The sequence below is a fragment of the Micromonospora sp. NPDC023956 genome (assembly GCF_040639195.1).
Taxonomy (GTDB): domain Bacteria; phylum Actinomycetota; class Actinomycetes; order Mycobacteriales; family Micromonosporaceae; genus Micromonospora.
Genome location: NZ_JBEZZN010000011.1, coordinates 96,484 through 114,832, shown reverse-complemented (window position 1 = coordinate 114,832; position 18,349 = coordinate 96,484). Strand labels below are relative to the sequence as shown.

The 18,349-nt window shown below is 74.2% G+C and carries 19 protein-coding genes; 1 reads left to right on the top strand and 18 read right to left on the bottom strand.

The features are described 5' to 3' along the window. Positions 1 to 92: 92 nt before the first annotated feature. The 12 genes from AB0F58_RS21345 to AB0F58_RS21290 form a co-directional block, all read right to left on the bottom strand. Positions 93 to 1,451, bottom strand: coding sequence for a hypothetical protein (locus AB0F58_RS21345; protein ID WP_357145483.1), 1,359 nt, complete (start codon positions 1,449 to 1,451; stop codon positions 93 to 95). After that, a complete protein-coding gene (locus tag AB0F58_RS21340; protein ID WP_357145481.1) occupies positions 1,452 to 2,423 on the bottom strand; it encodes a transketolase C-terminal domain-containing protein in 972 nt (323 codons plus the stop codon). It abuts the gene before it with no gap. After that, complete coding sequence (locus tag AB0F58_RS21335; protein ID WP_357145478.1) at positions 2,423 to 3,394, bottom strand: thiamine pyrophosphate-dependent dehydrogenase E1 component subunit alpha; 972 nt, start codon at positions 3,392 to 3,394, stop codon at positions 2,423 to 2,425. Before AB0F58_RS21335 ends, AB0F58_RS21340 begins: the two co-directional genes overlap by 1 nt. Continuing rightward, positions 3,394 to 4,188 (bottom strand): DUF3050 domain-containing protein, encoded by a 795-nt coding sequence (locus tag AB0F58_RS21330; RefSeq protein WP_357145476.1) that lies wholly within the window; start codon positions 4,186 to 4,188, stop codon positions 3,394 to 3,396. The genes AB0F58_RS21335 and AB0F58_RS21330 overlap by 1 nt, the downstream gene beginning before the upstream one ends. Before the next feature lie 2 nt (positions 4,189 to 4,190). Further along, positions 4,191 to 5,126 (bottom strand): phytanoyl-CoA dioxygenase family protein, encoded by a 936-nt coding sequence (locus tag AB0F58_RS21325; protein ID WP_357145473.1) that lies wholly within the window; start codon positions 5,124 to 5,126, stop codon positions 4,191 to 4,193. Further along, the gene (hppD, locus tag AB0F58_RS21320) at positions 5,123 to 6,214 is read right to left on the bottom strand and encodes a 4-hydroxyphenylpyruvate dioxygenase (protein ID WP_357145471.1); all 1,092 of its coding nucleotides are present in this window, start codon (positions 6,212 to 6,214) and stop codon (positions 5,123 to 5,125) included. The genes AB0F58_RS21325 and hppD overlap by 4 nt, the downstream gene beginning before the upstream one ends. A 68-nt stretch (positions 6,215 to 6,282) precedes the next feature. Continuing rightward, complete coding sequence (locus tag AB0F58_RS21315) at positions 6,283 to 7,521, bottom strand: beta-ketoacyl-[acyl-carrier-protein] synthase family protein (protein ID WP_357145468.1); 1,239 nt, start codon at positions 7,519 to 7,521, stop codon at positions 6,283 to 6,285. Continuing rightward, positions 7,518 to 9,134 (bottom strand): class I adenylate-forming enzyme family protein, encoded by a 1,617-nt coding sequence (locus AB0F58_RS21310; protein ID WP_357145465.1) that lies wholly within the window; start codon positions 9,132 to 9,134, stop codon positions 7,518 to 7,520. Before AB0F58_RS21310 ends, AB0F58_RS21315 begins: the two co-directional genes overlap by 4 nt. After that, entirely contained in the window at positions 9,089 to 9,622 is a 534-nt protein-coding gene (locus AB0F58_RS21305; RefSeq protein ID WP_357145787.1) for a hypothetical protein, read from the bottom strand. The genes AB0F58_RS21310 and AB0F58_RS21305 overlap by 46 nt, the downstream gene beginning before the upstream one ends. Before the next feature lie 197 nt (positions 9,623 to 9,819). Beyond that, on the bottom strand, positions 9,820 to 10,905 hold the full coding sequence (locus AB0F58_RS21300; protein WP_357145462.1) for a beta-ketoacyl synthase N-terminal-like domain-containing protein: 1,086 nt from the start codon (positions 10,903 to 10,905) through the stop codon (positions 9,820 to 9,822). Continuing rightward, positions 10,898 to 11,143 (bottom strand): acyl carrier protein, encoded by a 246-nt coding sequence (locus tag AB0F58_RS21295; RefSeq protein WP_357145459.1) that lies wholly within the window; start codon positions 11,141 to 11,143, stop codon positions 10,898 to 10,900. Before AB0F58_RS21295 ends, AB0F58_RS21300 begins: the two co-directional genes overlap by 8 nt. After that, positions 11,143 to 11,412, bottom strand: a complete 270-nt coding sequence (locus AB0F58_RS21290; RefSeq protein WP_357145456.1) for a phosphopantetheine-binding protein — start codon at positions 11,410 to 11,412, stop codon at positions 11,143 to 11,145. The genes AB0F58_RS21295 and AB0F58_RS21290 overlap by 1 nt, the downstream gene beginning before the upstream one ends. An 18-nt stretch (positions 11,413 to 11,430) precedes the next feature. Between AB0F58_RS21290 and AB0F58_RS21285 the strand changes: the two genes are divergently transcribed. Next, positions 11,431 to 12,111 (top strand): 4'-phosphopantetheinyl transferase superfamily protein, encoded by a 681-nt coding sequence (locus AB0F58_RS21285; RefSeq protein ID WP_357145453.1) that lies wholly within the window; start codon positions 11,431 to 11,433, stop codon positions 12,109 to 12,111. Here the strand turns inward: AB0F58_RS21285 and AB0F58_RS21280 are convergent. From AB0F58_RS21280 to AB0F58_RS21255, 6 genes are all read right to left on the bottom strand, one after another. Then, positions 12,042 to 13,433, bottom strand: a complete 1,392-nt coding sequence (locus AB0F58_RS21280) for a class I adenylate-forming enzyme family protein (protein WP_357145785.1) — start codon at positions 13,431 to 13,433, stop codon at positions 12,042 to 12,044. The two genes, AB0F58_RS21285 and AB0F58_RS21280, sit on opposite strands and share 70 nt — an antisense overlap. A gap of 464 nt (positions 13,434 to 13,897) precedes the next feature. Then, the gene (locus tag AB0F58_RS21275) at positions 13,898 to 15,154 is read right to left on the bottom strand and encodes a beta-ketoacyl synthase N-terminal-like domain-containing protein (RefSeq protein WP_357145450.1); all 1,257 of its coding nucleotides are present in this window, start codon (positions 15,152 to 15,154) and stop codon (positions 13,898 to 13,900) included. Then, the gene (locus tag AB0F58_RS21270; protein ID WP_357145447.1) at positions 15,151 to 16,425 is read right to left on the bottom strand and encodes a beta-ketoacyl-[acyl-carrier-protein] synthase family protein; all 1,275 of its coding nucleotides are present in this window, start codon (positions 16,423 to 16,425) and stop codon (positions 15,151 to 15,153) included. The genes AB0F58_RS21275 and AB0F58_RS21270 overlap by 4 nt, the downstream gene beginning before the upstream one ends. Beyond that, on the bottom strand, positions 16,422 to 16,820 hold the full coding sequence (locus AB0F58_RS21265) for a cupin domain-containing protein (RefSeq protein WP_357145444.1): 399 nt from the start codon (positions 16,818 to 16,820) through the stop codon (positions 16,422 to 16,424). The genes AB0F58_RS21270 and AB0F58_RS21265 overlap by 4 nt, the downstream gene beginning before the upstream one ends. Then, on the bottom strand, positions 16,813 to 17,595 hold the full coding sequence (locus tag AB0F58_RS21260; RefSeq protein ID WP_357145441.1) for an SRPBCC family protein: 783 nt from the start codon (positions 17,593 to 17,595) through the stop codon (positions 16,813 to 16,815). The genes AB0F58_RS21265 and AB0F58_RS21260 overlap by 8 nt, the downstream gene beginning before the upstream one ends. A gap of 125 nt (positions 17,596 to 17,720) precedes the next feature. Next, the gene (locus AB0F58_RS21255) at positions 17,721 to 18,059 is read right to left on the bottom strand and encodes a TcmI family type II polyketide cyclase (RefSeq protein WP_357145438.1); all 339 of its coding nucleotides are present in this window, start codon (positions 18,057 to 18,059) and stop codon (positions 17,721 to 17,723) included. Positions 18,060 to 18,349 lie beyond the last annotated feature (290 nt).

The following is an 18,349-nucleotide window of genomic DNA, read 5'->3' as shown; positions in this document are numbered from 1 at the left end:
TTCTCGCCGCCACGCGACCGCTGCCGCGGCGTGCCACCGAGCGGAGGCGTGCCGTCGGCGGTGCCCCGTCGACGGCACGATCGGCCCCGGCCTCAGTCGACGAGCAGGATGCCGGAGAGCAGGACGCCCCGGGAGAGGTTGAGCACCCCCTCGCAGCCCGGGAAGCCGGACCGGACACAGGCGTTGGCCGGTTCCCGCCCGAACAGGTACGGCGCGATGCTGTACGGCACCTCCTCGGTGACCGTCTCCCCCGTCTCGATCTGCACGAAGTCCATCGGGACCACGTCGGCGTGGGCGTACTCCTGGAGGATGTGGCCGCCCCGCTCGACGCCCCGGCGCAGTGCCGCGCGCCAGGTGTCCGGGTCGCACTCCCGGCCGATGACGACGTCCACGCCGGCCGACCCGTCGGCGGGCTTGGCGACCAGGTCGTGCTGGCCGGCCACGGCCGCGTCGTACCGGTCGGCGGTGAGCAGCTCGGTGCGGGGCAGGTGCCGGCGGACGATCGCCTGGTCGTCCGGGGCCAGGCCGGCCAGGTCGGACCAGAGCCAGGCGAGCAGCTGCTTGTTCCCGAGCAGCCAGGCCGCGCCGGAGGTGAAGGCCGGCAGCCGTCCGGAGAGCACGGCGGTCTCCAACGCGTCCAGGCCGGGACCACGGGTGACCCGGTTGAGCACGAAGAGCCGGAAGACCCCGTCGACCGGCTGCCCGGCGACCAGCGGCGTACCGTCCTCGGCGAGACTGACCGAGGTGACCGCCTCGATCGGCATCACCAGGCCGAACCGGGCGGCCCGCTCGGTGACCGGGGCGAGCACCCGGCGCATCAGGTCCGGGTCGTCCAGACCGGGATAGTCGGCCTCGAAGTCGAGCAGCAGCGGCACCACCGCCCCCTCGGGCACGCCGAGGGTCGCGCGGATCGCCGCGAAGCGGGTGTCCATCGCGGACGGGGCCGGTCGCACCGGAGCCCTGTCGAGGATGCCCCGTTCCCGGTAGAGCCGGGTGAAGCGCTCGAGGACGGTGTCGGCGTCCAGGACCCCGCCGATGCTGCTGTCGATGTTGAACTCGACGACCCGGGGCACCCCGTCGCTGAGCAGCACGTCCGGTCGGACGGCGGCGAGCAGGTGCGCGCCGAGCGGCTCGTCGGTGGGGAGCATCCGGGTGCCGACCGGGTCGACGCCGAGCAGTGCGGCCAGCTCGCCGGTGGTGCGGGCCCGCCGCTGGGCGGCCTCCAGGAGCAGCTGCGCCAGCCGGTCGACGACGGCGACCATCACCCGGTAGCTCTGGGCGGTCAGGACCGGCGGCCGGGCCAGCCGCCACTGCTTGTTGTACGTGGCCCGGCCGTGGAAGATCTCCGCCCAGTTCTCGGCGCCGGCGGTCACCATGGCGGCGCGGACCGGCTCCGGCAGGTCGAACCACGCCTGTCCGGCGGCGGGCCAGGCGTACGTCGCGTCGATCATTCATCCGTCCTTCGTGACGTGGTGGATGGCGGCGGTGAGCTGTTCCCGGCTGGGCTGCACGGCCCGGTCCAGGGCCTGCGCGAACGGCAGCACCGCACCGTCCGGGCGGGTGACCCGGGCCGGGGGCGCGACCATCCGGACCCGTTCGGCCATGGTCGCGATGATCTCCCCGGCGATGCCGCAGGAGCGGTTGGAGTCGTCCACGACGACCAGCCGGCCGGTCCGGGCCACGGACGCGGTCAACCCGTCCCAGTCGAACGGGTAGAGGGTGCGCGGGTCGAACACCTCCACCGACACCTGGTCGGCGAGGTCCTCGGCGACGGCGAGCGCGTCGTGCACCAGGTGCCCGACGGCGACCACGGTCACGTCGGTACCGGGGCGGCGGACCGTCCCGACGCCGAGCGGCACCGGGGCGAGGGCGGCGAAGTCCACGTCGTCGCGGACGCCGAGCGCCCCGGCCGGGGCGAAGACCACCACCGGGTCGTCGTGCCGGATCGCCGAGACCAGCAGCCCGTACGCGTCGGCCGGGGTGGCCGGGACGACGGTGGTGATCCCCACGTGCGCGAAGAGGCTGTACGGGTGGTCGGAGTGCTGCCCCGCCCAGCCGGTCCGGGACCCGGAGCCGGGCACCAGGTAGGTGACCGGCGCGGCGCACTGCCCGCCGGTCATCAGCGGGAACTTGTGCGCGTGGTTGACGATCTGCTCGAAGACCAGGAACAGCAGGGACGGGATCTGGAACTCGATCACCGGCCGCAGCCCGGCCAGGGCCGCGCCGGTGGCGAAGCTGGTGAACGCCTGCTCCGACAGCGGGGTGTCGAGCACCCGCTCCGGGCCGAAGCGCTTCAGCAGCCCGGCGGTGACGTTCGACGCTCCGACCCGGATGTCCTCGCCGAGCAGGAACACCCGCTCGTCGCGGGCCAGTTCGTCGCCGAGCGCCCGGTTGAGCGCCTTGAGGTACGACAGCCGTGGCATCAGTGGCTCCCCGTCCGGGCGACCAGCCCGCTCGCGTACAGGTGGTCCAGCGCGCCGGCCGGGTCGGGTTCCGGGCCGGCGAGGGCGAACTCCACCGCCCCGGCGAGCACCGCCTCGACCTCGGCGTCGATCCGCTCCCGCACGTCGGCGGCGAGCCGGTCGCCCTGAATGGTGACCGGGTCGCGCGAGCGGCCCCGGGCCACCTCGTCGGGGTCGCGGTAGTCGAGGCGTACCGCGTGTTCGAAGGTGTGGTGGGCGTCGAACCGGTAGGTGTGGGCCTCGATCAGTTCCGGTCCCCCGCCGGCTCGGGCGCGGGCCACGGCGGCGGCGGTGACGTCCCGGACCGCCTCCGGGTCCTGGCCGTCCACCACGGACGCCCGGATGCCGAACGCCTCGGCCCGGCCGGTGACGGTACCGGCCACCGCGCCGTCGACCGGCATGGTGGTGGCGTAGCCGTTGTTCTCGCAGACGAACAGCACCGGCACCCGCCAGAGCGCGGCCAGGTTGAACGCCTCCAGCAGCATGCCCTCGTTCACCGCGCCGTCGCCGAAGAAGCTCACCCCGACCTGGTCGCCGCCGCGTCGGCGCAGCGCCCAGACCGCCCCGGTGACGATCGCCCCGGACGCGCCGACGATGGCGTTCGCCCCGTAGACGCCGACGCCGAAGTCGGCGGCGTGCATCGAGCCGCCCCGGCCCCGGTTGAGGCCGTTCTCCCGACCGCACAGCTCGGCGAGCATCCGGGCCGGGTCGGCGCCCTTGGCGAGGACGTGCCCGTGCCCCCGGTGGGTGCCGGCGACGATGTCGTCCGCCCGGAGGGCGCCGCAGACACCGGCCGCGACGCCCTCCTGCCCCAGGTACGGATGGATGCCGCCGACGATCGCACCGGAGCGGACGAGGTCGATCGCCCGCTCCTCGAAGCGCCGGATCAGCCGTACGGTCCGGTAGAGCCGGACCGGCTCGGGCTCGGCCACTATCCGCGGCCCTCCTTGATGGCGGCGAGGATGTCGTCCCAGAGCCGGGCGCGGGCGGCGAGCGCGGTGTTGACCGTGTCGGCGCACTCCTGCCACTTGGTGTCGTCGTCGCCGCACAGGTCGGCGAGCATCTGCATCGCCATCGGGGTGTGCTGCTCGCCGTCGACCTCGATGTGCCGCTCCAGGTAGTCGACGAACGTGTTGAGCTTCCGGCTGCGCTCGTTGACCGCGACGACCTGGGTGAACATCTCCGGGATGAGGTCCTCGCGGCCGAACGCGAAGGCCGCCGCCTGGCAGTGCACCGGGGTGTTCTCGATGATGTTCCAGGTGGTGCCGGCGAACGCCGCCGACGCGGCGGGCACACCCGCCTCCACCAGCGCCTCGGCCACGCCACGTCCGGTGCGGAGCAGGTCGATCAGGTTGTCGATGGCGGTGGTGTCCGCGCCGGCCTCGGCCATGCCCCGCACGTACAGCTCGAAGTGGCTGATGTAGCCGTCGCCGAGTGCGTCGCTCTCCTCGACCATCACGATGTCGTTGATCAGGCGGCGGCTGCCGGTCGGCCCGGTGGGGATCCACGGGACCGTGACGCAGGTGAGCTGCCGCTGGAGCGACTTCAGCAGGGACATGAAGTCCCAGACCGCGAAGACGTGGTGCTCCATGAAGGTCACCAGCGCGGCGTGGGTGTCCAGGTTGGCGTAGAGCGGGTGCTGGACCACCACGTTACGGCGGTCGGTGACGGCCTGCTCCAGCCGTTCGATCCCCGGGTGGGTCTGGCCCCAGTCGTACCGTGACATCGTCAGCCTCCTTGGGTGGCGCCATTGCGCCAGATGACCGGGCAGAAATCGGGGTCGGCGTAGTCCGGCCGCCCGTCGGCGGTGCGGCGGACCAGCACGTCGTGGTTGTACGCGGCGCGCGTGCCGTCGGAGAGCGGATACTCCCGCCAGCCGTTGACGCCGTCCTGCAGGTGCAGCGAGACCGCCCGGCGGGGGCGTCCGCTGACGTTCGCACCGCTGCCGTGGTAGGTGCGGCAGTGGTGGAAACTCACGTGTCCCTTGGGGATCACCACCGGGATCTTGCGGATCTCGGCGCCGTTGTGGGCCGCGTTCTCGGCCAGCATCTGCTCGAGCTGGCTGCGGTCGCGGTCGGCGAAGTGCCGCACCACGGTGTCGTCGGCGCCGATCTCCCGCCAGCGGTGCGAGCCGTCGACCATGGTGATGGTGCCCATCTCCTCGCCGCAGTCGTGGAACGGAATGAACGCGGTGAGCATGTTCTCCGAGGACGACGACGCCCAGTAGTGCTTGTCGAAGTGCCAGGGCACGATGTTGCTCGGCTCGCCGGAGATCGGCGGCTTGTAGATCAGGGTGGACTGGAACACCCGGATCTCGTCGGCGCGGGCCAGCCGGGCGGCGACCGCGCCGAGCAGCGGCTTGCGCAGGATCCGGCTGAGCGCGTCGTGCTCGTAGTGGACGTAGTCGTTGTGCCGCTGCACGTCGCCCTGTGCCGGCTCCCAGTAGGCGAGCTTCGGCGGACGCGCCGGCAGCCGCCGGTCCCGCTCGCCGGTGTAGTACCGGTCCGAGGCGGCGACGAGGTCGTCGACCTCGGCGTCGGTGAAGAGCTTCTTCGACAGGTACCAGCCGTGTTCGGCGTAGAAGGCGACGTCCTCGTCCGAGGGGAGCAGCGCCTTCTCCTCGGCGGTCAACGTCACGTCGGTGCTGATCTCGGTCGTGGTCATGCCCCCACCCCCTGAGGAGCCGCCGCGGTGGCGGCCAGCTCCCGTTCCTTTGCCTCGTAGAGCGCCTTGATGTTGCCGCTGCCGAAGGTGAGCGCGCCCCGGCGCTCGATCAGCTCCAGGAAGAGCGTCCGGCGCACGTGCATCGACTCGGTGAAGATCTGCAACAGTTGTCCGGCGTGGTCGCGGTCGACCAGCACCCCCAGCTCGCGCAGCTTGTCGACCGGGGCGTCGAGCCGGCCGACCCGGTCCTCGACCGCGTCGTAGTAGCTGCCCGGCGTGCCGGCGAAGCGGACGCCGCGACTGCGCAGCGTCTCGACGGCGGCGACGATGTCGCCGGTGCTCAGGCCCAGGTGCTGTACCCCGGCCCCGGCATGCTGGGCGAGGAAGGCGTCGATCTGTCCGGGCCGGTGCGTCGTGTCCGGCTCCAGCAGCACCAGGGTGACCTGCCCGGAGGGGCTCTGCACCACGGTGGAGTTCATCGCCTGCCCGGCCACCTCGACGTGCTCGGTGAAGATGTCGGCGAAACCGAAGACCTCCCGGTAGTGCCGGACCGTCCGGTCGAGCTGACCGGGCGGGACGCAGATCGCCAGGTGGTCGATCCCGGTGAGCGGCCCGGCGTCCACCCCTGGCGGGGTGGGCAGCATCTCGACCGCGCCGGGCAGGAACTCCACCCGGGAACCGCGCCGTTCGACCAGTCGGTGCCGCACGTCGCCGAAGCCGCCCACCTCGGCGACCACCACCTCGGCGTCCGCGCCGGTGAAGGTACGCGGCGGGGTCACCCCGGTCGCCCCCCGGCCGACGAGTTCGGCGTACGCCCCGGCGGCGTCGTCGACCTCCAGGGCCACCACCGCGATGCCGTCGCCGTGCCGCTGCACGTACGTCGCGGCGGGGTGCTCGGCGGTCAGCCCGGAGGTGAGCACCATCCGGACGTCGGCCTGGCGCAGCAGCAACGACCGTTGGCCGGTCAGCCCGGTTTCCGGGCCGCCCTCCCCGCAGAGGTGGAAGCCGACCGCCGTACCGAAGTAGAAGGCCGCCTGCCGGGCATCCCCCACGAACATTTCAATATGGTCAATTCCCCGGATATCCATCTTTTCTAGCCTCTCCACAGATCCCCCGTGTGGTACGGACCGGGCCCACCGCCCGGGTGCTGCCTCGGTCACCTCCCCGGCCCGGCGGCCCGACCGACCAGCAGACTGACGTTCTGACCGCCGAAGCCGAAGGAGTTGGACAGCGCGTATTCCGGCGAGGCCACGCGGGGCTCCGTGCGGACGTGGTCCGCCGGACAGTCCGGGTCCGGATCGTCCAGGTGGTACGTCGGCGGCAGCAGTCCCCGGCCGAGCGCCAGGGCGGTCACCGCCGCCTCCAACGCCCCGGACGCGCCGAGCAGGTGACCGGTGAGCCCCTTGGTGGAGCTGACCGGCACCGCGCCGGTGCCGAAGACCGCCGCCAGTGCGGTGGTCTCGGCGATGTCGCCGAGTTTCGTGCCGGTGCCGTGCGCGTTGACGTAGCCCACCGCCGACGGGTCGACGCCCCCGCTGGCCAGGGCGCGACGCATGCTCTCCGCCGCGCCGGTGCCGTCCGGGCGGGGCGCGGTGGGGTGGTGGGCGTCGGTGGTGACGCCGTATCCGGCGAGCGTGGCGTAGCCGGTCACGCCCCGGGCGGCGGCGTGCTCGGCGCGTTCCAGCACCAGCAGCGCGGCCCCCTCGGCGAGGACGAAACCGTTGCGCCGCCGGTCGAAGGGACGGCTCGCCTCGGTCGGGTCGGCCCAGCCCCGGGCCAGGGCGCGGGCGTTGCCGAAGGTGTCGGCGAAGGTCGGGAAGAGCGGTGCCTCGCTCGCCCCGCACAGCACCACGTCGGCCTCGCCGGAGCGGATCAGCCGGACCCCGTCGGCGACGGCCTGCGCGCCGGACGCGCAGGCGGTGCCGACCGACGAGGCGTAGCCACGGATGCCGTGGGCGATGGCGATCCGCGCCGCCGGCATGTTCGGCAGGATGCCGGTGAGCAGGTACGGGCTCACCGCCGCCCGGCCCCGTTCGGCCCGCGCGACGACCTGCGCCTCCAGGGTGGCCATCCCGCCGACCCCGCCGACGATCACCCCGATCCGGCCGGGGTCGACGTCCCGGCCGGCCTCGATGCCGGCGTCGGCGAGCGCCTCGGCGGCGGTGACCAGCGCCAGCACCACGGTCCGGTCCAGCACCCGGGTCTCCGGACCGGAGGCGACCGTGCGCGGGTCGACCTCCGGCAGGAACCCCCCGGCCTCCAGGGACGCCTCGGCGGGGTGGCCCGCCGGCGGACGGCCCAGCCCGGACCGCCCGGTGGTGAGCGCCTCGAAGGTGTCGGCGACGCCCCGCCCGGCCGGGGTGAACAGTCCCATCCCGGTGATCAGCACGGTCATGACGGCGACTCCGTCAGGTACCGCTCGCGCAGCACCACCTTGCGGACCTTGCCGGTGACGGTGACCGGGATGTCCTCGGCGCCCACCGGCACCACCCGGCGCAGGGTCGCCCCGACGTCCGGGCCCAGCGCGGCGCGCACCGCCTCGGTGCGGTCGGTCGCCGGGTCCGCCCCGGCGGCCAGCTCCAGCAGCACGTCGGTGACCACGCCGTCGGCCTCCCGGACGATGACCGCGGTGCAGTCGACGACGTCCGGGCAGGCGGCGAGGACCCGTTCCTCGCTCAGCGCGGTGAAGAAGCGCCGCCCGTCCCCGGCGTCGACGGAGTCGACCGCCCGGTCCAGGTGGTAGTAGCGCCCCTCGTCGTCGGCGTGGACGAGGTCACCGGTGAGGTACCAGCCGCGCAGCCGGGACCGGTGGGTGGTCACCGAGTCGTTCCAGTAGCCCCGGAACAGCGACGGCGAGTCGATGCCGAGCCAGCCGACCTCGCCGGGCGGGAGCGGGTTGCCCTCGGCGTCCAGGACGGCGACCCGGGCGAACCGGTACGGGCGGCCGACGCAGCGGCCGTACCGGTCGGTGTCGGTGCGGTGGGTGATGTGGAACATCGAGTGGCCCATCTCGCTGGAGCCGAGCCCGTCGACGAAGACCGAACCGGGCACCCGCCGCACGCCCTCGCGGGTGACGGTGTCCCGGGAGCCGACCGCGACCAGCCTGCGCACGTGCGGCTCGTGGGAGCAGTCGCCGGTGTTGAACCAGAGCCGCACCGAGTCCAGGTCGTATCCGGACAGGTCGAAACGGGCCAGCTCCGCCCAGGTGACCGAGAAGCCGAACACGCCGTCCGGCCGCCAGCGCTGGATGGCGTCGAGCACCCGTTCGCCGCTCTGCTCGGAGAGCAGGAACATCTCCGCGCGGTTGCCGAGGGCCTGGTTGACCATCAGCACGGTGGCGGTGTGCGGCGCGGGCAGCGCGTTGAGGATCCGGCTGGTGCCCTGCGCCTGCGGCATGGTGAGCAGGTGCCGGGTGGCGGCGAAGAGGCTGGCGTGCGAGTGCAGCACCGCCTTGGGGATGCCGGTGGTGCCCGAGGTGTGGGTGATCACGATCGGGTCGTCCGGGTGGTGCCGGTACGGCGGCGGGGCGGCGGCCGGGTCGCCGGTGCCGGCCTCGGCGGGCGTGCCGAGCAGCGGCACCCCGAGGTCGTGCCCGGCCAGCAGGTCGGTGTGCGCGGCGTCGGCGAGCACCCCGGCACCGCGCAGCCGGCGGATGTACTCGGCGGCGATCTCCGGACGGAGCCGGCCGTTCATCAGCGCCGGGATCGCGCCGACGCGGGTCAGCGCGAGGTAGCTGAGCACCATGTCGGCGGCGGTGCCGGCCCAAACCGCGATCGGGTCGCGCGGGCCGACGCCGTGGGCGTGCAGCCAGGCCGCGCGGGCGTCGACCATCCGGTCGAGCTGGCCGAGGGTGAGCGGGTGTGCGGCCGGATGGCCGTCGACCGGCGTGTCGAAGGTGAGACCCGGGCCGTCCGGGTCGGCACCGTGGGCCAGCACCCGGGCCAGCACGTTGCCCGCGCCGATCAGCTCGTCGGCGGCGAGCCGTCCACGAAGTCCCCTGGAACGCATGCGGATTCTCCTTGCCCCAGCAGCACCGCGACCGCGTGGTCGCCGTCCGCCGTTTGTTCGATGAGGAGCAGCAACGCCTCGTCCGCGTCGCCGTCGTGCAGCAGCAGGTCCGCCGCGGCGGTCGCGTCGGCGCGGGAGTCTCCGGTGGGGCTGAGGCAGACCACCGGCCCACCGAGTCCCCAGCGCGCCGCCACGTGCCCGGCGACGCTGTTCGGCACGGACTGGAAGAAGAACAGCGGTCCCGGTCGGCCACCGGCGGCCACCGTCGCCCGCACGTGGTCGGCGCTGGACCGGTCGCCGCTGGCGCTGACCAGCAGCACGGCGGTCCGCGCGCCGACCTGCGGCGGGGCCGGCGCGTCGCCGTGCCGCCGGGTCAGGCAGCGGTCGGCGACCGCGGCGACCAGCGGCGGGAACGTGGAGTGCACGAACCCGGGCACGGTCGGTGGCGCGGCGTCGCCCGGCTCCGGCCAGCGGGCCTCGGCGAGCACCCGGTGCGCGGCCGGAGTCCGCCCGCCCGACCCGTCGTCGGCCGGACGACCGGCGGTCGTGCCGGCGGTCGTGCCGGCGGACGTGCCGGCGGACGTGCCGGCGGTCGTCGCGGACGTGCCGGCGGTCGTCGCGGACGTGCCGGCGGTCGTCGCGGACGTGCCGGCGGTCGTCGCGGACGTGCCGGCGGTCGTCGCGGTCATACCGCACCGACCAGCAGGGCGGTGTTCGCGCCGCCGAAGGCGGCGTTCAGGCTGAGCGCGTACGGGGTCGCCGCCGGGCGGGGCGCGTGCAGGACCACGTCCAGCGGGCACCCTTCGTCCGGGCCGAGGAAGCCGGCGTTGACCGGCAGCTTCCCGTGCCGTACGGCGAGGACGGTGACCACCAGTTCGAGCAGTCCGGACGCTTCCAGGGCGTGCCCGTGCAGCGCCTTGGTGGAGCTGACCGGCACCCGGTCCGCCGCCGCGCCCAGCGCCAGCCGCAGCGCGTTCGCCTCGGAGGCGTCGCTGAAGCCGGTGCCGGTGGCGTTGGCGTTGACGTACCCGAGCGCCTCGGCGGGCAGGCCCGCGCGACGCAGCGCCGCGTCGACCGCCCGGGCCAGGCCGCGACCCTGCGGGTCGGGCCGGCAGGCGTGGAAGGCGTCCCCGGCCCGGCCCCAGCCGAGCAGGTCCGCCCGCGGCCGGCGGGCCACCGTGGCGGACTCCAGCACCAGCGCCGCGACCCCGTCGCCGAGCAGCAGCCCGGTGCGGCCGGCGCTGAACGGGCGGACCGCCCCGTCGGTGGCGAGCGCGCGGCCGGCGTCGAAGAGCGCGTACTGGTCGGGTTCGACGAGGTAGCCGGCGGCGACCACCACCCGGTCGACGTCGCCGCGCCGGATCAGTGCCGCCGCGTCGGCCACCGCGGAGCTGGCCGACACGCAGGCGGTGGTGTAGACCCGGCGGGGTCCGCCGATCCCGGCGCGCCCGGCCAGCCCGGCGGCGAGCGGGCCGGCGTCCGGCCCGCCGTGCACGGCCAGCAGCAGGGCCGCTGCGCCCCGGTCGGTGCCGGTGAGCCCGGCGTCGGCGCAGGCGGCGTCGACCGCGTCGGCCAGCTCGTCGGCGAGCGGGCCGACGTCGGTCAGGGTCGCCGCCCGGTCCACCCGCCGGCCGGCGGTGTCGAAGCGGGACACCGGTCCGAACCCGGGTTCCCCGGCGAGTACACCGGCGAGCTGCGCCCCGGCTCCCCGGCCGAGGGCGCTGGTCGCGTGGACACCGGTGACGCGGGCGACGACACCCCGCTCAGCCATCTGCGGGGGCGGTCAGCCAGGTGCGGAAGACCTCCTGGGCGTCGTCGACGGTGCGGATCCCGGCGAGCTGGTCGTCGGTGAGGTCGAGGCGGGTGTCGTAGCGCTGCTCGACGAGGTGCACCAGCCAGGCCAGCTCCATCGAGCCGAGCCGCTCGGGCACCTCGGACACCGGCTTGCCGGTCAGCTCGGCGAGCATCTCGACCAGCTCCGCCCGTTCGGGTCCGGGGTGGGCGGCCATCAGGCGACGTCGCTCGTGGCCCCGGCGGAAACCCGGTCGGCCACCATCCGGGTGAACTCGCCGACCGTCATCAGCGCCAGCTTCTCGTTCTCGTCGTCGGCGAACGTCAGGCCGTACCGGTCCTCGACCCGCACGGCCAGGTCGGCCAGGGCCAGGGACTCCAGGTCGACGCCGGCGGGGCCCAGCGTGGTGTCGTCGTCGACGTCCTCGACGTCGTAGTTCATGTCCGTCAGCTGCTCGATGACGAAGGTGCGGACCTCGTCGGACATGGGGATATCCTCTTTTCCGTGAGCCAGCTACCGGTGCCCGGTCGGGACACCGTGTACGTGTGGATCAGCCGTACCTGCGGCGGTCAGCCGGAGGTGACGCGGCGGCTGCTGGTGCACGCGGGGGTGGCACTGCTCGGCCGGGACGGGTCGGAGCTCTCGGTAGAGCGGGAGGCGCGCGGGCGCCGGGTCCGGGGCGGCGGCGTGGAGCTGCCGGTGAGCGTCAGTCACGTCGACGGCGTGGTGGCCGTCGCCGCCTGCCGGGACGCCCCGGTCGGGGTGGACGTCGAGCGTCGTCGGCCGGTGCCGGCGGTGGCGCTGGCGTGCCGGTGGTTCGACCCGGCGGCCGTGGCGTGGCTGCGCGGGCGGCCGGACGCCGACCGGGCCGAGGGTTTCCTGCTGCTCTGGACGGCGAAGGAGGCGGTGGGCAAGGCCCTCGGCGTCGGTCTGCGCGACGGTGGGCTCGCCCGCCCGGTGCCCCGGCCGGACGGACCGGGCCCCCTGCTGCGCCCGGTACCCGGCGGCGGTGGGCTGTGGGTGGGTCACCCGCCGGCCGGGCCGGAGCTGGTGCTGGCCGTGGCGGTCGGCGGGGCACCCCGGGAGGTCGTCGTGGTCGACGTCGGGGACCCCGGTCATGAGGTGGCCGCCCGGAGCGCCTCGGTCGAGCGGACCAGCTTGCCGGTGGTGGTCCGGGGCAGTTGATCCAGCAGGTGCAGGGTGCGCGGGCGCTTGTAGCCGGCGAGCCGCTCGGCGAGCTGCCGGTCGAGGGCGTCCTCGGTGAGGGATCCGTCCGGTTGGACGTAGGCGGTGATGCCGTTGTCGTACACCACCACGGCGGCGCTCACCCCGGGCAGCGCGGCGACGGTCGCCTCGACCTCGGTCAGGTCGACCTTCAGGCCACCGACGCTGACCTGCGAGTCGAGCCGTCCCCGCACGGTGACCAGGCCGGTCACCGGGTCGACCGTGCCGGCGTCGCGGGTGTGCAGCCAGCCGTCGGCCCACCGGGTCGGGTCGGACAGTCCCACGTACGGCGAGGCCGGGCAGCTGACCAGCAGTTCACCGTCGACCTCGCGGACCTCGATGCCGGGGGCGGGCGTGATCGACGGACGGTGCCGGCCGTACAGGTCGGTGCCGATGACCCCGACCTCGGTCATCCCGTACATGTTGCCCAGTGGCACGCCGTGCCGGTCGGCGAAGGCCTGCGCGACGGCGGCCGGGACCAGTTCGCCGCCGGTGGTCATCCGGGTGAACTGCGGGAGCGGGGCGGGTGGCCGGGTGGAGGCGAGCAGGCCGATGTGGAACGGCACGCCCAGGACGGTGGCCGGCGAGTCCTGCGCGGCGATGGCGGCGAGCACGGCGTCCCCGCTGAGCCGCTCCGGCGGCACCAGCTCCACCCGGGCGTGCAGCCCGTAGAGCAGCCCGCCGACCAGCCCGAGGACGTGCACCATGGACGGCAGCAGGATGATCCGCTCACCGGGCCGGGCGACACCGTCGATCTCGGTGTAGCGGCGCACCTCGGCGACCAGGTCCGCGGCGGTGCGTCCGATCACCTTGGAGGGTCCGGTGGAGCCGGAGCTGAGCTGGACCACCGCGTGCGGGCTGCCGGCCGGGCGGTCCGAGTGGGCGGTGAGCCCGGGGGTGACGTCCACGAAGACCCGCAGCGCACCGCCGCCGGTCCGCACCGGCGCGACGACCACCTGCGGGTGGAGGCGGTCCAGCGCGCGGTCGACCTCGTAGTCGGTGAGCCGGTGGTCGAGCAGGACGGCCTGGCCGCCGCTGCGCCAGGTGGCGAGCAGGTGCACCACATAGGAGAGCGAGGGGGGCAGCCGCAGCGCGACGGCGCCCCCGGGACGCAGTCCGGTTGCGGCGAGCCCGGCCTGCGCCTCGGCGACCAGCCGGCGCAGGGTGCCCCGGTCCACCGGTTCGGGCAGCCGCAGACAGATGTCCGTGGCGGGGCCGGCGAGCAGGACGTCGTCCACCCAACCCGGATCCGCCACCGCAGGATCTTCGGCCGAACGCACCATCGTCACCGCCGCCCAGCGCCCAGCACAAAGTAGGGCGAACACGCCCATCGAGTGCGTCTGATTGTTTGCTGCGGGGAACCCTACGACAGCCGTCCGAGGCCTGACCAGATGCGAATGGCTAGATCAATTAGAGCGGCGGACCCTATTGCCGGATGGCGGTCGGCACGGCAGGATCGTCCAGCTGAGCACCCCTGGGGCGGCTGTCCCCTGTGACCGTCCGATCAGGCAGCACGGACCGATCGTACGACGGATCGTCGTCCCTCGTCGTCCCGGCGGTCGGCGGCCGACGCCGGGGCAGGTGCCGGCCGCCGTCACCCGGGGCGGACCCGGACGGGAACGCCGACGGGCCCGCCCCGGTCCGCCTCACCGGTGCGCGACGCCGGCCCCCGCCGGCACCGCGCAGGCCGCCCCGGGTGCGCAGGGCTGGGCGTGCACCCGGGACGGCACACCCGCCCGTCGTCCGGTCATGGTCCCCCGCCGTCCTCACCGGCCGACCGCGCCCCGCGCAGCACCAGCGCGCTGTTGAAGCCGTCGAAGCCACGGGCGCACACCACCGCGATCCCGCTCTCCGGCGACCGTGGCCGACGCAGGAAGTCCAGCTCACAGCCGTCCGCCGGGTGCTCCGGCCCGGCGGAGACGGGCAGCTGGCCGTGATGCAGGGCGAGCAGCGCGGTCGCCACGTCCAACGCCGAACCGCCCTGGTGGGCCCGGCCGGTGAGCGGCTTCTGGGTGGTGACCGGGGGCGGCCGGGTGCCGAACACCGCCCGCAGGGCCTCGGCCTCGGCCCGGTCGTGACGGGGCGTGCCGAGGGCGTCCGGCAGCACCACGTCCACCTCGTCCGGATGCACGCCGGACCGGTCCAGAGCCAGCCGGACCGCGCGGGCGTACTGGACGGGGTCACCGGCGGTCTCCGCCGTGGTGTGCGCCGCGTCGTGGGTGGCGCCCCAGCCGGTCACCTCGCCGTAGATCCGCGCCCCCCGGTCCAGGGCGTGCCCGTGCTCCTCGACCACGAAGACCGCGCCGCCCTCGGCCGGCACGTACCCGCTGGCGTCGACGTCGAACGGGCGGTACGCCCGCTCCGGGTCGTCGACCGGGCTGAGCAGTCCGGAGCGGAGCTGGCAGGCCAACGCGTACGGGCTCAGCGGGCACTCGGTGGCCCCGGCGATGACCACCGGGGTGCCCCGCCGGACGGTGCGCACCGCGTGCGCCAGGCTGTCCAGCCCACCGGCGGACTCGGTGACCAGCACCCCGCACGGCCCCTTGAACTGGTGGTGGATGGAGAGCTGCCCGACGCTGGCCGCGTAGAACCAGGCGATCGACTGGTACGCCCCGACCGTACGGGACGGCCCGCTCCAGAGCCGTTGCAGCTCCCGCTGGCCGAACAGGTTGCCCCCGGAGGAGCTGGCCAGGGTGACCGCGTACCCGTACGGGTCGGGGGCCCGCTCGGGCAGCCCGGCGTCGGCGAGGGCGAGCGCGGTGGCGGCGAACCCGAGGTGCGTCCAGCGGTCGGTCTGCACCAGCCGCCGGCTGTCGGCGTGCCGGGTGGCGACGAAGCCGGGCACCTCGCCGGCGATCCGGGTCGGGTAGCGGTCGTCCGGGTCGAAGAGGGTGATCGGCCCGGTCGACCGGGTGCCGGCGGTCACCGTACGCCAGTGCGCGTCCACACCGATGCCGCTCGGGGCGACCACCCCGATACCGGTGACCACCGCCCGGGAGCTCACTCCCGCACCGCCCCGGCGAGCCGACGGAAGATCAACGCGGACTGGAAGCCACCGAAGCCGCTGCCCACCGAGAGCGCCACGTCGACCGGCAGTTCCCGGGCGACGTTCGGCACGTAGTCCAGGTCGCACTCCGGGTCCCGGGTGACCCAGTTCGCGGTGGGCGGCACCACCCCGTACTCGATGGCCAGGGCGCATGCGGCCATCTCGATCGAGCCGATCGCGCCGAGCGAGTGCCCCACCATCGACTTGATCGAGCTGATCGGCACCCGGTACGCGGCCTCGCCGAGGGCCCGCTTGAACGCGGCGGTCTCGTGCCGGTCGTTCTGCCGGGTGCCGGAACCGTGCGCGCTGACGTACGACACGTCGGTCGGGTCGAGCCGGCCCTGCCGCATGGCGTCGGTGATGGCCAGGGCCATCTCCAGTCCGTCGGGACGCAGGCCGGTCATGTGGTAGCCGTTGCTGCGGCTGGCGTAGCCGACCACCTCGCAGTAGACGTGCGCGCCACGCCGCCGGGCGTGTCCGGCCTCCTCGAGCACCAGCACGGCCGCCCCCTCGGCGAGGACGAACCCGCGCCGGTCGTTGTCGAAGGGCCGGGAGGCGTGCGCCGGGTCGTCGTTGTCCGGGCTGGTCGCCTGGATCGCGTCGAACGAGGCCACGGTGACCGGCGAGATGGGCGAGTCGGCGGCCCCGGCGAGCACCACCTCGGCCTCGCCGTCGGTGATCAGCTGGTGGGCGTAGCCGATCGCGTCGATGCCGGAGGTGCAGCCGGTGGAGACCACCTGCGCCGGGCCGTGCAGCCCGTGCCGGCAGGCCACGTCGGCGGCCAGGCTGCTGGGCACCAGCGCCTGGTAGAGGTACGGGCCGGCGCGGCCCGGGTCGACCAGCCAGTGCGCGCCGTGGTCGCTGACCCGCACGTACTCCTGTTCGAGGGCGGTGGTGCCGCCGACGGCGGAGCCGAGCACGACCCCGGTGGTGTCCCGCAGCGCGTCGGTGAGGTCCAGTCCACTGTCGGCGAGCGCCTCGGCGGCGCAGGCGAGCGCGAACTGGACGTACCGGTCGGCGCGGCACCGTTCGGCGAGGGTGAGGCCGGCCGCGTCCGGGTCGAAGTCGCACTCCGCGGCGATCCGGGACCGGAACGGGGACGGGTCGAAGAAGGTGATCCGACGGGTGGCGGTGCGCCCCTCGGTGATCGTCTTCCAGAACCGGTCCCGGGTGGCGCCGCCCGGGGCGACCACCCCGATGCCGGTCACCACCGTGCGGCGCCCGGTCACGGCGACGCCTCCACGACCTCGGTGTCGACGTGGCCCAGTTCCGGGCGGGGCGCCAGCGGCCCCAGGTGGAACACCACCTCGGCCGGTTCGTCGCCGGTGTTGCGCAGCCGGTGCCGGACGTTGACCGGCACGAACAGGGCCTCCCCGGCGGCGAGCGGCACCGGCCGGTCGTCGAGGTCGACGGTGATCGCGCCCCGGGTGACGTAGAGGAACTCCTCGCTGTAGGGGTGGTAGTGCTCGGCGATGCGCTCGCCCGGCAGCAGCGCCGCCACCCCCATGAACCCGGAGGTGGCGCCGACGGTCTTCGGGCCGAGCAGCACCCGCAGCTCCGCGCCGCGCCGCCGGTCGGCGCAGACGTCCCGGGCCGCGACGACCCGGTCGGCGGTCTCACTCATCGTCGTCCACCTCCAGTCCCCGTTGCCGGGCGGTCCGCTCGACCTTGTCGCGGATGATCACCATCTGTTCCCGGGTGTTGGTGTTGAGCCGGTCCTCCATGCCCCGGTCGTCGAGGGGCGCGTCGGGCCGCAGGTGGAAGTCCTGGATCCAGGTCATCCGGGTGCCCCCGTCGGGCAGGGTGTCGTAGCGCCAGTGCAGGCGCATGTACTCGAACGGTCCGGTCTCCACCCGGTGCGCGTGGACCTGCCAGGTGGCCGGGTCGGTGGTGCGTTCGCTGACCCAGCTCCACACCGTGCCGTCCGGGTCGGGGTGCATGGTCAGTCGGAACCGCACCGTGTTCCCGTCGCGGTGGAGTACCTGCACCGACCGGTACTCGGTGAACAGGTCGGGCCAGGTCTCCACGTCGTTGGTGAGGTCCCAGACCAGCCGCCGGGGCGCGTTGATCACGATGCTGTTCTCGGTGTGGCCGGGCGGGTCGACCGGCTCCCGGGGCGCCGGCGTACCGGCGCGCCCGGACGGGTCGCGCTGCCCGGCGACCAGCTCGGCGACGGCGGGGATGCTCAGGTGACCCGTCTCGGTGGGGATCCCCGCGCCGTACCGGTCGGCGACCACGGCCTGCAACTCCAGCAGGGCCAGCGAGTCCATGCCGAGTTCGGCCAGGCAGGCGTCCGGGGCACGGGCCGCGGCGGCGGGGTCGAGGCCGCAGTGCGCGACCAGGATGTCGGTGATCTCGGTGGTCAGGGCCGTTCCGGCCGGTCCTCGGGTGACGGTCATGGGATCCTCCTCAGCTGTGGGAGCCGCAGCCGCGGCGCGGGCGGCGCGCCGGGGGCGGTACGGGTTGCCGGCACCCGGGACGGGACGGTGGCGGGATCATCCCGACCCGGGCCGGCCGTTCCCGGTCAGGGCCGTCCCCCGTGGCCGGTGGCGTCCCAGCGGTAGAAGCAGCGCGCCATCGCGTCGCGGGGGGACCGCCAGGTGGGCAGGTACGGGGAGATGAACGGCCGCAACCGGTCACTGATCCGGGTGAACTCGGGGTGCCGGCGGGCGGTCTCCACCGCCCCCTCCCCCGCCGAGTCGGTTTCCAGCAGGTGCACGTAGAGGTCGTCCAACCGGTACAGCGACCGGTGACGCACCCCGGCCAGACGCGGCAGTTCCGTCGCGTCCGACTCGGCGAAGATCTCGGCGACCCGCGACTCCGCGGTCGGCAGCACCTTCGCCACGATCAGCGAACGTTCCATGAAGGCCCTCTCCCTACGGCGGACGCCGCGCCGCACGCGGCCGGACGACTGCCGACACGATGCCCAGACCGGCGTCACCGGGGCGTCACCGCAAACCGTCCGACCGCACCCCACCGCCGTGACGCTGGGTTGACGACGGGCCAGGATGATGTCGCCACACCTGCCGGCGCGATGGGAACGGATTTCCAGTAAGTGCAGCTCAGAGGCATTCTCAGGGACGCGCCGAAACGTCCACAGTGACGACAATCGGATTGACTCAGCGTAATTGTTATTGATAATCTTCGTCGCTA